The sequence below is a fragment of the Psychromonas sp. KJ10-2 genome, from assembly GCF_047323255.1.
GTDB lineage: Bacteria > Pseudomonadota > Gammaproteobacteria > Enterobacterales > Psychromonadaceae > Psychromonas.
This window is the reverse complement of the sequence record NZ_CP178827.1, coordinates 3415365-3428328: the sequence shown is the minus strand read 5'-3', so window position 1 is coordinate 3428328 and position 12964 is coordinate 3415365. Positions and strand designations below refer to the sequence as shown.

12 protein-coding genes and 2 pseudogenes are annotated in these 12964 nt (G+C 38.6%); 2 read left to right on the top strand and 12 right to left on the bottom strand.

The window, feature by feature from the left end; genetic code table 11:
• Positions 1-2: 2 nt before the first annotated feature.
• The 4 genes and pseudogenes from glmM to rlmE form a co-directional block, all read right to left on the bottom strand.
• Positions 3-1334, bottom strand: a complete 1332-nt coding sequence (gene glmM / locus ACLKL2_RS16790) for a phosphoglucosamine mutase (protein WP_113818233.1) — start codon at positions 1332-1334, stop codon at positions 3-5.
• Between the two features lie 34 nt (positions 1335-1368).
• The gene (gene folP, locus ACLKL2_RS16785) at positions 1369-2199 is read right to left on the bottom strand and encodes a dihydropteroate synthase (RefSeq protein WP_413692538.1); all 831 of its coding nucleotides are present in this window, start codon (positions 2197-2199) and stop codon (positions 1369-1371) included.
• A 78-nt stretch (positions 2200-2277) separates the two neighbouring features.
• Positions 2278-4215 (bottom strand): ATP-dependent zinc metalloprotease FtsH, encoded by a 1938-nt coding sequence (gene ftsH, locus ACLKL2_RS16780; RefSeq protein ID WP_309472379.1) that lies wholly within the window; start codon positions 4213-4215, stop codon positions 2278-2280.
• Between the two features lie 51 nt (positions 4216-4266).
• Positions 4267-4856: pseudogene (rlmE, locus tag ACLKL2_RS16775) on the bottom strand (23S rRNA (uridine(2552)-2'-O)-methyltransferase RlmE).
• Positions 4857-5028: 172 nt separating this feature from the next.
• On the opposite strand from rlmE, the gene yhbY reads away from it, so the two are divergent.
• Positions 5029-5325, top strand: coding sequence for a ribosome assembly RNA-binding protein YhbY (yhbY, locus tag ACLKL2_RS16770; RefSeq protein ID WP_113818288.1), 297 nt, complete (start codon positions 5029-5031; stop codon positions 5323-5325).
• Between the two features lie 80 nt (positions 5326-5405).
• On the opposite strand, the gene greA is transcribed toward yhbY, so the two are convergent.
• From greA to ACLKL2_RS16735, 7 genes and pseudogenes are all read right to left on the bottom strand, one after another.
• On the bottom strand, positions 5406-5885 hold the full coding sequence (gene greA / locus ACLKL2_RS16765) for a transcription elongation factor GreA (RefSeq protein WP_113820142.1): 480 nt from the start codon (positions 5883-5885) through the stop codon (positions 5406-5408).
• Positions 5886-5963: 78 nt separating this feature from the next.
• Positions 5964-6748 (bottom strand): annotated as a pseudogene (locus ACLKL2_RS16760) (TatD family hydrolase).
• Between the two features lie 73 nt (positions 6749-6821).
• On the bottom strand, positions 6822-8408 hold the full coding sequence (gene prfC, locus ACLKL2_RS16755; RefSeq protein WP_413692537.1) for a peptide chain release factor 3: 1587 nt from the start codon (positions 8406-8408) through the stop codon (positions 6822-6824).
• Positions 8409-8617: 209 nt separating this feature from the next.
• A complete protein-coding gene (leuE, locus tag ACLKL2_RS16750) occupies positions 8618-9280 on the bottom strand; it encodes a leucine efflux protein LeuE (protein WP_113820145.1) in 663 nt (220 codons plus the stop codon).
• Between the two features lie 182 nt (positions 9281-9462).
• Positions 9463-9900 carry a GNAT family N-acetyltransferase gene (locus tag ACLKL2_RS16745; protein ID WP_413692536.1) on the bottom strand — a complete coding sequence of 146 codons (438 nt, stop codon included), beginning with the start codon at positions 9898-9900 and terminating at the stop codon, positions 9463-9465.
• A gap of 71 nt (positions 9901-9971) precedes the next feature.
• Positions 9972-10589 (bottom strand): homoserine/homoserine lactone efflux protein, encoded by a 618-nt coding sequence (gene rhtB, locus ACLKL2_RS16740; protein ID WP_413692535.1) that lies wholly within the window; start codon positions 10587-10589, stop codon positions 9972-9974.
• Positions 10590-10655: 66 nt separating this feature from the next.
• The gene (locus ACLKL2_RS16735; protein ID WP_413692534.1) at positions 10656-11069 is read right to left on the bottom strand and encodes a GNAT family N-acetyltransferase; all 414 of its coding nucleotides are present in this window, start codon (positions 11067-11069) and stop codon (positions 10656-10658) included.
• A gap of 211 nt (positions 11070-11280) precedes the next feature.
• On the opposite strand from ACLKL2_RS16735, the gene ACLKL2_RS16730 reads away from it, so the two are divergent.
• Positions 11281-12171: a LysR family transcriptional regulator gene (locus tag ACLKL2_RS16730; protein ID WP_413692533.1), complete on the top strand. Its 891-nt coding sequence runs from the start codon at positions 11281-11283 to the stop codon at positions 12169-12171.
• On the opposite strand, the gene ACLKL2_RS16725 is transcribed toward ACLKL2_RS16730, so the two are convergent.
• The gene (locus ACLKL2_RS16725; protein WP_413692532.1) at positions 12122-12904 is read right to left on the bottom strand and encodes a TSUP family transporter; all 783 of its coding nucleotides are present in this window, start codon (positions 12902-12904) and stop codon (positions 12122-12124) included. The two genes, ACLKL2_RS16730 and ACLKL2_RS16725, sit on opposite strands and share 50 nt — an antisense overlap.
• Positions 12905-12964: the final 60 nt, after the last annotated feature.

The following is a 12964-nucleotide window of genomic DNA, read 5'->3' as shown; positions in this document are numbered from 1 at the left end:
GTTTAAACCTTTACTTTACTCGCAAGCGATTTAGCATAGCCTAACACTTTTTCTTCGCTTTCATCAGCTTCAACCATTACTCTGAAGACAGGTTCAGTACCCGATTTACGTAATAAAACACGCCCTTTTTCACCTAATAAGGCTTCGATACGCGCTAACTCTTTAAGTACGTCTTCATCTTGTAATGGATCAATTTCATTGTTGTAACGGATGCTTTCTAGTATTTGCGGGTATTTTCTCATACCTTGGCGTAAATCGTGTAGATTCATACGACTACCTTGCATTGCACCCATTACTTGTAACCCAGACACGATACCGTCACCCGTTGCTAAATGCTCAGCACAAATAACATGGCCAGAGTTCTCAGCGCCAATAGTCCAACCATTTTTCTTCATTAGCTCCATCACATGGCGATCACCCACATCAGAACGGTCAAATGGGATACCTAAAGTTTTAAGTGCTTGCTCTAAACCTAAGTTAGACATTTTAGTCCCGACAGCACCACCATTTAAGGTACCTTTACGCAGTTTATCACGCGCTATAATATATAATAGCTCATCGCCATCTAGTACATGACCAGTATGATCGACCATCATCACTCGGTCACCGTCGCCATCAAAAGCCACACCAAAGTCTGCTTTTTCTTCAATAACACGCTGAGATATAGCATCCATACTAGTTGCACCACAATTAAGGTTAATATTAACCCCATTTGGCTCAACACCCATGGCAATCACTTCTGCACCTAACTCGCTGATCACAGAAGGTGCAATATGGTAAGTTGCACCATTAGCACAATCGACAACCACTTTTAAACCAGCAAGGCTAAACTCAGATGGGAAAGTACTCTTACAGAACTCTATATAACGTCCTGCAGCATCATTGATACGATATGCTTTACCCATTTCACTGCTATCAACACACTTTAGTTCTTTATCAATTTCAGCTTCTATTTCTAGTTCAACTTTCTCAGATAATTTAACCCCTTCATGGGAAAAGAACTTAATGCCGTTATCGTAATACGGGTTATGAGATGCACTGATAACAATACCAGCCGTTGCACGGAAAGTATGCGTCAGATAAGCGATAGCCGGTGTTGGCATTGGCCCCATCAATACAGGGATAATACCAGCGGAAGTCAAACCAGCTTGTAATGCAGCTTCTAACATGTAACCAGAAATACGTGGATCTTTACCTATTAATACTTGTTTATTGCCCGATTTAGCTAATACACGGCCCGCAGCCCAACCTAGCTTTAAAGCAAATTCAGGTGTAATTAAAGACTCACCTACTTTGCCGCGAATACCATCGGTACCAAAATACTTTTTATTCATAAAATAACTTTTACCATCGTCGGGGATACCTTTACTATTTGAAGGTATTTATTTGCTGTAATACTTTCATGACATCAACGGTTTCTCGGACATCGTGAACTCGGATAATTTTTGAGCCTTGCTGCATGGCGATCATTGCCCCAGCTAAACTCCCTGCTAAACGGTCATTTATATCACGATTTAGTAGTTGACCAAACATTGATTTACGAGAAACACCGGTTAGCACCGGAAATCCTAAGTCAATGAAACCTTGAGTTGCATTAAGCAGGTCAAAATTATGTTGTAAGGACTTACCAAAGCCAAAACCTAGGTCAATAATAATATTTTCTCGCTTGATGCCTTGGTCAATACACTGCTTACTACGTTCAATTAAAAATGCTTTTACTTCTGCAACAACGTCTTGATAGTCCGGTGCGCTTTGCATACTTCTTGGCTGGCCTTGCATATGCATTAAACAAACGGGTACACCAGCTTCAACTGCTGCTACTAATGCCCCTTCTTCTTGCAGCGCTCGCACATCATTAATAATATCAGCCCCTGCTTTTACAGCTTCGCGCATCACTTCTGCTTTACTTGTATCAATAGAGATCCAGCAGTCTAACTCTTGTTTAATAGCTTGAATAACAGGTATGACTCTCGCTAACTCATCTGCCAACACAACATCATCAGCACCAGGACGTGTTGACTCTCCACCAATATCAATAATGGTAGCACCTTGCTCAAGCATCTCTCTGGCACGCCCCACCGCTTGCTCTACTTGTGCAAACTTCCCACCATCTGAGAATGAATCAGGAGTTACATTTAAGATCCCCATAATTTGTGGTTGGCTTAGGTCGAGTTGTTTATGTCGGCTGGTTAATATCATGGCTTCACACTTAAATTGGTTAATAAAAAAACCTAAGCAAGCTTAGGTTTTTTTAGTGGGAGTATACAAACAATATAATTATTTATTGTCTTTATCTTGCTCACTTTCTGTCGATTCTGTTTCAGTTGTTGTTTCTGTTTTATCTTGCTCAACAAAATCTTCAACTTTATCAGCAGTTACAGGATCTTTAACTGACTCTAACTCTTTTTCATCATCCCAATCACTTGGTGGACGAACAGTGACTCGAGCCATTAGGTCATCTACTTGCTCAGTATCGATAGTTTCATATTTAACTAATGCATCTTTCATAGCATGTAAGATATCAATGTTATCAGTTAATAGTTTGTAAGCACGTTGGTAGTTAGTATCGATAAGTACTTTCACTTCATCATCAATTACTTTACCCGTTTCGTGCGAAACAACATTAGAACGTAAACTACCTTGCTCACCAGTTAATAGAATCGGACCTAGTTTTTCAGAGAACCCCCATTCCGTTACCATTGCACGAGCAATTGCCGATGCTTGTTTGATATCTTGTGATGCACCTGTTGATACTTTTTGTGCACCGTAGATAAGTTCTTCAGCAATACGACCACCATAAGCAACCGAAATACTACTTTCTAACTCATCTTTGTTTTGCGAAATCTGATCACCTTCAGGTAAGAACTGAGTCACACCTAATGCACGTCCGCGAGGAATGATGGTGACCTTATGAATTGGGTGATGCTGCGGTACTAATTTAGCCACAATCGCATGACCTGCTTCATGGTAAGCCGTTGACTCTTTATCTTTATCAGTCATCACTAGGCTACGACGTTCTGCCCCCATTAGGATTTTATCGCGCGCTTGCTCAAAGTCTTCTCTTGAAACAGTACGTTTATTACCACGTGCAGCAAATAATGCAGCTTCATTCACTAGGTTTGATAAATCAGCACCAGAGAAACCAGGTGTACCACGAGCTAATACAGACGCTTTTACTGCATCATCCAGTGGGATTTTACGCATATGTACTTTTAAGATCTGTTCACGACCACGTACATCCGGTAAACCAACAACTACTTGACGGTCAAAACGACCTGGACGAAGTAATGCAGCATCTAATACGTCAGGGCGGTTAGTTGCGGCAATAACGATAATACCTTCATTACCTTCAAAACCATCCATTTCTACTAGCATTTGGTTTAATGTTTGCTCACGCTCATCATTACCACCACCCATGCCTGCGCCACGTTGACGACCTACAGCATCGATTTCATCGATAAAGATAATACATGGTGCAGACTTTTTAGCTTGTTCAAACATATCACGAACACGTGATGCACCAACACCTACAAACATCTCAACAAAGTCAGAACCTGAAATTGAGAAGAAAGGTACTTTTGCTTCGCCGGCAATCGCTTTAGCTAATAATGTTTTACCTGTACCTGGAGGACCTACTAATAACACACCAGTAGGAATACGGCCGCCAAGCTTTTGGAATTTGCTTGAGTCTTTTAAGTAATCAACTAATTCAACAACGTCTTCTTTAGCTTCATCACAACCAGCAACATCAGCAAAGGTTGTTTTGATTTGGTCTTCGCTCATCAATTTGGCTTTACTCTTACCAAATGACATTGCGCCGCCTTTACCGCCACCTTGCATGTTACGCATAAAGAAAATCCAAACACCAATTAATAGCAGCATTGGGAACCATGAAACAAAAATAGACGCTAGGAAACTAGTTTCCTCTGGAGGTGTACCTTCTACTTTTACGTCATTTTTAATAAGGTAATTAACTAAATCCAAATCTGGTGCTGGGATGTAAGTAACAAACGGTGTTTGGTTACTTTTTAAGCCCTTAATTTCTTGACCATTAATTTGTACTTGTTGGATCAGCCCTTGGCTTACTTCTTTGTTAAAACTGGTATAGTCGATTTGTGATTTATTCGTGTCGTCTGATCCAAATCCTTGGAATAAAGACATTAAGACTACTGCGATGACTAACCACAATATCAGGTTTTTTGCCATATCGTTCAAGATGTAAACCTCATGTTTAAAATGAATAGAATATAATAGTAAATCAGATTACTACAGTTTAAAACCGGTCGCCACTAAATAAACCTCGCGAGATCTCGCTCTTGAAGAATCGGGTTTTCTGGTTTTAACTGATTTGAATAATTTTCGTACTTCACTCAAGTAAGATTCGTATTCTGCTCCCATGAAAACTTTGACGATAAAGCTGCCATCTTTCACTAAAACATCACGACACATATCTAAAGCCAGCTCTACTAAGTACATCGATTTCGGTTGATCAATACCAGCATTACCGCTCATATTTGGTGCCATATCAGATAACACCACATCAACTTTATTATCCCCAATACGTTGTAATAAAGCATTTAAGACCACTTCCTCGCGGAAATCACCCTGTAAAAAGTCCACACCAGCAATCGAGTCCATAGGTAAAATATCACAGGCAATCACTTTGCCTTTCATGCCTACTTTATCAACGGCCCATTGAGACCAACTCCCGGAGCCGCACCTAAGTCAACCACTGTCATACCAGGGCGGATTAACTTATCTTTACCGTTAATCTCATCTAATTTAAACACAGCACGAGAGCGAAGCCCTTGCTTGTTGGCTTCTTTCACATACTTATCATTGACGTGTTCCTGCATCCAACGTTTTGAACTGCCTGATGCACTCTTTTTAAGACGATTTGTACTGTCTGGTTTTGCCACAATGACTTCCTTAGCGAACGAATATTAGGATAAATAATAATCTAAATAGTAAAGGTTAATATTTAAGGGTAGAATGAACCGTTTTCAACCCTTAATGAAAGATATTTGCATGAAATTATCAAACAAACAGAAACAATTTTTAAAAGGTTTAGCACATCCTTTGAAACCAGTAGTATTACTAGGACAAAATGGCTTAACCGAAGGTGTATTAGCTGAGATCGAAAATGCGATCAGCTTCCACGAATTAATTAAAGTAAAAGTAGCAACGGATGACCGTGAAACTAAACAACTTATTATTGATGCCATCGTACGTGAAACAGAAGCGTTAGCGATTGCAAAAATTGGTCATATTGTTGTTTTATACCGCCCAAGCGAAGCTAAAAAAATAGAATTACCACGTAAATAATAACGTTTTAATCTTATTTTAAATAAAAAGCCCAGTAAATCTGGGCTTTTTATTATCTTGATTTTGTTCAGTTTTGTGAACTAAGCGATGTATTCAACCTTAGTGATATCGTATTCGATAACGCCACCAGGTGTTGTAATTGAGATTTCATCGTCTAATTTTTTACCTATTAGGCCGCGTGCAATAGGTGAGTTGATAGAAATAAGATTACTTTTTATATCTGATTCGTCATCACCAACAATTTGATACGTCACTTCTTCTTCAGTATCAATATTAACAATTGTTACCGTTGCACCAAAAATAACTTTGCCGTTATTGGCAATTTTAGTCACATCGATTATTTGGGCATTTGAAAGTTTAGCTTCGATATCTTGAATACGACCTTCACAAAAACCTTGTTGCTCACGAGCTGCATGGTACTCAGCATTTTCTTTTAAATCGCCATGTTCACGAGCTTCAGCAATAGCATGTACAATCTCTGGACGCTTAACTGTTTTTAACTGCTCTAATTCAGCACGTAAAATTTCAGCGCCTTTGGCTGTCATTGGGTATTGAGTCATTAACCATCACCTTATTCTGGAAACAATGTTTCACTAACTATATTTAGAAAATCGGGTATTTTACGCTAATTACTGACATTAGTCATTTATTATAGGAAAAATGCTTTTGCTATTGTTGTAAATTCGTTGTGCGATCACGTCTCTTGGTTCTTCCCTCAAGGCGCATAATGCTTCAAAGATAACAGTAATATTTAACGGTGAATTAAACTCAGTTGATTGTTGGTATACGGGCATATCAGGCGCATCGGTTTCTAAAATTAAACTACTTAATGGTAGTTTACTTAAGGTCTTTTGCGTTTTCTTAGCGGTTGGGTGAGTGATCACACCACCAATACCTAATTTAAAACCTAACTTAATAAACTCATTGGCGATCTCTTCACTACCCGAAAAAGCATGGTAAACCCCGCCATAAGAGAATTTAGTTTGTTTGAGTAGTTGCAATATACGTGATTGAGTTTTCACTACATGTAAAATAACAGGGAGTTGCAGGCGTTGTGCGATAGCTAGTTGTGCTAAAAAACCGCCTCTTGTGTTTCCATACTGGTATCGATTAACTTATCTAGGCCAATCTCACCAAGCGCCACACAATGATGTTCAGCTTGATTGTGTAAATGCAGCAAAGTTGACTCTAGCGAAACGAGATCCTCTGCTTTAAAGGTCGATAAGAAATGCGGATGAATCCCTAAGGCAAAGTACAATTCAGCATATTTTTCACAAAGGGTGATAATCTCAGGCCAGCGTGCGGCATCCGTAGCTGGAATAATGACTTGAGTAATATTAGCTGACTTTAACTCTGCTAATAATGTTGCCAAGCCTTGTTTGAAGCAATCAAAGTTTAAGTGACAATGACTATCTATAAACATATTCTCTCCGAACATATAAAAAAAGCGTCCGAAGACGCTTAATCATAAACACTTAACCTATTAATATAAAATATTAATGTTCACGTGTTTTACGGAATTTAACGTCTGGGTAACGTTCCATTGCTAGGTTTAAGTTAACCATAGTCGGCGCTACGTAAGTTAAGTTATTACTACCATCTAATGCTAGGTTATCGTAAGATTTTTTCTCAAACTCAGCCATTTTAATTGGATCTTCACAATCAACCCAAAGTGCTGTTGCTACGCTGATACCTTCATAGATAGCATCTACCTTGTATTCAGATTTTAAACGTTGTACAACTACTTCAAACTGTAGAACACCTACCGCGCCTACAATCAGATCATTACTGCGTAATGGACGGAATACCTGAACAGCACCCTCTTCTGATAATTGCATTAGACCTTTTAACAATTGCTTTTGTTTTAATGGATCTTTTAAACGAATACGGCGGAACATTTCTGGTGCAAAGTTAGGAATCCCCGTAAATTTCAGGTCTTCACCAACGGTAAATGTATCACCAATTTGAATAGTACCGTGATTATGTAAACCAATAATATCACCAGAGAATGATTCGTCAGACGCAGTTCGGTCACCCGCCATGAAAGTTACCGCATCAGAAATGCTGACCATTTTACCTGTACGTACATGGTGCATTTTCATGCCTTTTTCATATTTACCTGAACAGATACGCATGAAGGCAATACGGTCACGATGTTTTGGGTCCATGTTCGCTTGAATTTTGAAAACAAAACCAGAGAACACTTCTTCAGTTGGTTCAACTACACGTTGTACTGTGGCTCTTGGTAATGGCTTTGGTGCCCATTCCACTAAGCCATCAAGTACATGGTCAACACCAAAGTTACCTAATGCTGTACCGAAATAAACTGGCGTTAACTCGCCAGCCAAAAACATCTCTTTATCGAACTCATTAGATGCACCTACCACTAACTCCATCTCATCACGTAAATCATCAGCATGGTTTGGTAAGGCTTTATCTAATTCAGGGTTATCTAAGCCTTTAATAATACGCACTTCTTGGATGGTATGACCTTGACCTGATTCATATAAAATCACTTCATCGCGTAGAATATGGTAAACACCTTTGAACTCTTTACCCATACCAATTGGCCAAGTAATAGGAGCACAGGCGATATTCAGAACTTCTTCAACTTCATCCATCAATTCGATTGGGTCACGAGTGTCACGGTCACATTTGTTCATGAAAGTAATGATTGGTGTATCACGCAGACGCGTTACTTCCATTAATTTAATGGTACGTTGCTCAACACCTTTTGCCGCATCAATAACCATCAAACAAGAATCAACAGCAGTTAAAGTACGGTAAGTATCTTCCGAGAAATCTTCATGTCCAGGTGTATCCAGTAAGTTTACTAGACCATCATTGTATGGGAATTGCATCACCGAAGTAGTGATCGAGATACCACGGTCTTTTTCCATCTCCATCCAGTCAGATTTAGCATGTTGACCAGATTTTTTACCCTTTACTGTACCCGCTTTTTGTAACGCGTTTCCGAATAATAATACTTTCTCAGTAATGGTTGTTTTACCCGCATCAGGGTGAGAGATGATTGCGAATGTACGTCTAGAGTTGACTGCCTCTAGAAATTTAGCGTCTGCCATATTTAGTTTTCTCTTTATATGCGCATCAAACTGCGCACAATAATTTTTCTACGAAATGAGTGATTTATAAATTTGGCAGAACTATAGCAAATTGCCTGAATGAATTCATTTCCTATTATCTTAATTACTATAATTTTATTGTTTGAATTTCAATCAAATATTTAATATTGAACATCATCTATCAACAGTTTTGTAATGGTTCAAAGCTATTAAGTCGCGCTTGCTAAGGCTAATTTAACGGCAAAACCAACAAAGCCAACACCAACACTGCCTCCAGAAATAGCACTGACTCTTTTACGCTTCTTAAAACCTGCCGCTAACGTTGAACCAGCATAAATTAGGGTCGCTAAATACAGTAAACTAAAGACTTGAATAGTCACCGCGAGTATTAAAAAAGGCACAACAGGTTGCGGGTAAGTTGGGTCAACAAACTGCGCAAAAAATGACAGGAAAAAAAGAATCGCTTTCGGGTTTAATAAACTCACTAACAACGCTTTTCTAAAGGCTTGCCCTGCAGTTGTTTTCTTGATTTTAACGCTTTCTTGTAAGTCTACATGACCTAATTGACGCCAAGACTTAATCGCCCCGCTGATTAATTGGTATCCAATATAAATGAGGTAACCTGCACCGGCATATTTAATAAACATAAACACTGCAGGATAAGTAGTCAGTATGGTCACCGCACCCAATGCCGTTGCAATGATTAACAAAGAGTCACCAAGCAATACCGCAGCAACGGCAGCCCAACCAACGCGCCTTCCCTGCTGTGCAGCTAATGCCAGTACATATAAAGAGTTTGGACCGGGTAATAAAATGACAAACAAAGCGCCAAAAAAATAAGTAATGTAATTAACTACGCCAAATGCTTCCATGATCCCTCTATCCGTTATATTTTTGTATTTAGATATTTTAAATAGCCATTATTAAAATAATGGCTATCAATTTTCACTTTATTGTTTAATCAGGTGGCATATGTACTAAGGTTTCCACAACATCACCACATATTGATAAGCAATTAATTACATTTTTATCGAATGCTTTACTATTTTCGACATTACTCTTTAAGAGTTTGATAAACATTAGGTCGATGTAACTCCATAAAAAGTTCTGGAGATGCTAAAGCAGAAAAGCCAAACTTTCTATATAAATTATGCGCATCACTGGTGACCAGTAACATGCGACGTAACCCTTGTAATTGAGGGTGATCTATAATGGTTTGTACAAGCCATTTACTTAACCCTTTACCACGATGTTCGGGTAATACAAACACATCAGCTAGATAAGCAGACGTGGCATAATCAGTGATCATACGTGCAAAAGCCACTTGTTGCCCAGCTTCGGTAAAAACACCAAAACAGAATGAATTATTAATCGCCGTTTGCATGGTTGATAAAGGCACACCTTTCGCCCAATAAGAGCCAGCTAAATAGCCATGTATAACAGATAAATCCATCTGTTTTGGATCAGAGCTGATTTTATACCCAGCTACCATAACGCACTCCAATATCCATCACTCATTGTGAACAGGCTAGTTGTACATAATAATACTAGCTTTGTTTGCATCTAAGCTTCAGCTCTAGATAAAGCGATGCCCATCCCTATGAATAAAGTACCAAAGATTTTATTTACAAACTCCATTATCTTTTGGCTTGTTAAATAAGGTCTCATAAAAACACCCAATAATGCATAACCAAGCATTACTAGGCTATCAATACTCACCACCGTTAGGCCTAATATTGAATATTGCTCAAATAAAGGTTGCTGTGTGCTAATGAATTGAGGCAAAAATGCAGCAAGAAAAACAATAGACTTCGGATTCATTAAGTTAACAACAAAACCTTGTTTTATTAGTTTGCTGTAACCTTTAACGTTAGCGGCCTCTTGAATATCAAGCATTCCTTTATCGCGCCATTTTTTTATACCTAAATATATTAAATAAGCAGCACCTGTGTATTTAACAACTTCAAAAAATACCGCTGACGAAGCCAGCAATGCACCCAGACCACATGAAACAATAATAATGTGCAAAGCCAATGCTAACTGTAAACCAATTAACCCTTGAAGAGCAGATTTCAAGCCCCCCATCATTGAATTATTGATAGAGGCAATAGTACCCGCGCCTGGCGCTAAACTAAATACGACACAAGCTGCGACGAACACGCTCCAAATTCCTAAATCCATGTAACTTCTCCATTTTATAACTCGTTATAATTAATAAATTCAAATAATAAATTTAAAGCTTTGGTACTAACAAATAGCTTCACCAGGCTCTAGCACCCAGCAGCGAGGGTTATGATTAAATCCAATTTTTTCGTAATATAAGTTAGCTGCTGGTGCTGCTAATAAAATTAGCTTACATTTTGCTCCCAGCTGTTGTTGTGTTTTAATTTGTAATTGCTTACCTATACCAAGTTGTTGAAAGCTTTCATCCACAGCCAAGTCTGATAAATAACAACAAAAATGAAAATCTGTCACACTTCTAGCAATACCAATTAACAGCTCACCCTGCCAAACACTGATTACAAGATTACTATTATTAAGCATGCCTAGTAGGCACTTTTCATCTTCTAAGGGTCTTCTTTCTCCTAAGGAAGTATTACTTAATAGCGCCTTAAACTGCGTAACGGAGATAACCGTATTTAGCTTATAATCTACATTCATACTTACCCTTAAAATAATCTAATGTATTTCTCATTTCTTATCCAGACATTACTTAAAGTATATTTTTTAATCAACACTTTAAATTATCAATCAGATAAACACACTAATGAATAAAAAATAAACTAGCGCATACAAGCATATCTTTTACCATATTAAATAGTCACTACCTGAATCAGCTTTAATAAGGTAAGTTACTATCCAAATTAATGGCATGATCAAAACTAACGAAATATTCACCACGGAGAAGCTTTCAGCTATGTTGCTAGAAGGGATTGAAACATTATTGGTACTTAGCAATGAGAAAACCATGAGCCGAGTTGGCAGCCAGTTATATATTAGCCAATCTGCGGTCAGTAAACGTATCGCATTACTAGAAAAGAAATTAGGTAAAAAGCTGATCGTCCCAGACGGTCGACATGTTCGTCTCACTGCCGCGGCAAATGAATTAATTGCGAGTGTAGGTCCAACTTTTCATGAATTACAAGGACAAATCTATGAGCAACATGCATTACAAGATCAAACGATTATCACGTTAAATTGTTCAGAAACCTTAGTTGCAGGTTACCTATCATCTATGATGGGTGATTATTTTCAGCATGATTCATCAATAAAAATCAGTACAGACCACACCCCAAGGATCATAGAAAAGGTGCAATCAGGTAAAGCTACAATCGGTTTTTGTGCAGGCCATTTACCGCCACATCATGGCCTTAAAGCTATTTTCTTATGGAAAGAGCCTTTTGTATTAGTTAGTCAAACACCGCTAATTACTCTACCTACTCACATATTAACAAACGACTTAACTAACCCTGCCAATCGTTACCAATTAGATATTTTATCATCACTTGGTATTGAACCACTAATGGAGATGGACTCTTACACAGCTTCAGCGCAATTAGCATTAAATGGTATTGCAGCAGCGTTAGTACCGCTTTCTATTGTTAATGCGCTAAAAATAGAAGAAAAGTACTGCTTTAGTTTTACTGAATTACAACCTTTATTTAGACCAGTCCATCTTTGTTTACGCCCTAACACTTTTCAAAATACGCGCGTTAAAAGGCTGCTTGAAGCCATTGCCAATGCTGTTCCCAAAGTAACTTAACAGCCATGGTCATAGACATAATGATAACCAGAGGTCGAATCAACTTTTGACCTCTTCCTAATACCACTTTTGCCCCCATCCTTGCACCAATAAAACCACCACAAGCCATGGCTAACCCGAGCTCCCATAAAGGTAGTCCCGCGACAATAAAAAAACTAAGTGCTGCAATATTAGAAGTAAAATTAAGTACTTTAGTACGCGCCGTTGCAGCGACTAAACCATAACGCCCTATTGCCACAAAACAGACGGTAAAAATAGATCCCGTCCCTGGGCCTAAAAAGCCATCATAAAAACCAATACTGCCGCCAACAATAAAGGCAAAAGCAGCTTCCGAGAGTTTTGGTTTATCTTCTGGGTGAGGAGTTATCGATGATGAAAAGAGAAAATAGCTAGAGATAGCAATCAACATAATAGGAATAATACTCATCAATAGATTAGGATTAACATGCTGCACTGTGATCGCGCCTAAAGCCGCTCCCACAAAAGTACAGGCAATGGATAAACGCATCGACCTTATTTGTACAACACCAGAGCGAATAAAATACCAACTTGCCGAAAAACTACCAAAGGAGCTTTGTAGCTTGTTGGTTGCCAATGCTTGAGCAGGAGGAATCCCTGCCGCTAATAAAGCAGGCACAGTTAATAAACCACCACCGCCAGCCATTGCATCTATAAAACCTGCTAATGTAGCAACTGCTACCAATAACATGATGATCTCTAATGATATTTCCATTACTTTCCCTTAACGTTTTGACGCCGTGAATATACCACCACTAGGTAATTAAGTATGAGC

Coding starts and splice junctions, on each gene's coding strand:
- ACLKL2_RS16735 (WP_413692534.1), bottom strand. CDS start 11,069: ATGAATGTAGATTATAAGCTAAATACGGTTATCTCCGTTACGCAGTTT.
- prfC (WP_413692537.1), bottom strand. CDS start 8,408: ATGGCAGACGCTAAATTTCTAGAGGCAGTCAACTCTAGACGTACATTC.
- folP (WP_413692538.1), bottom strand. CDS start 2,199: ATGATATTAACCAGCCGACATAAACAACTCGACCTAAGCCAACCACAA.
- ACLKL2_RS16725 (WP_413692532.1), bottom strand. CDS start 12,904: ATGGAAATATCATTAGAGATCATCATGTTATTGGTAGCAGTTGCTACA.
- glmM (WP_113818233.1), bottom strand. CDS start 1,334: ATGAATAAAAAGTATTTTGGTACCGATGGTATTCGCGGCAAAGTAGGT.
- ACLKL2_RS16730 (WP_413692533.1), top strand. CDS start 11,281: ATGATCAAAACTAACGAAATATTCACCACGGAGAAGCTTTCAGCTATG.
- ACLKL2_RS16745 (WP_413692536.1), bottom strand. CDS start 9,900: ATGGTAGCTGGGTATAAAATCAGCTCTGATCCAAAACAGATGGATTTA.
- rhtB (WP_413692535.1), bottom strand. CDS start 10,589: ATGGATTTAGGAATTTGGAGCGTGTTCGTCGCAGCTTGTGTCGTATTT.
- leuE (WP_113820145.1), bottom strand. CDS start 9,280: ATGGAAGCATTTGGCGTAGTTAATTACATTACTTATTTTTTTGGCGCT.
- greA (WP_113820142.1), bottom strand. CDS start 5,885: ATGACTCAATACCCAATGACAGCCAAAGGCGCTGAAATTTTACGTGCT.
- yhbY (WP_113818288.1), top strand. CDS start 5,029: ATGAAATTATCAAACAAACAGAAACAATTTTTAAAAGGTTTAGCACAT.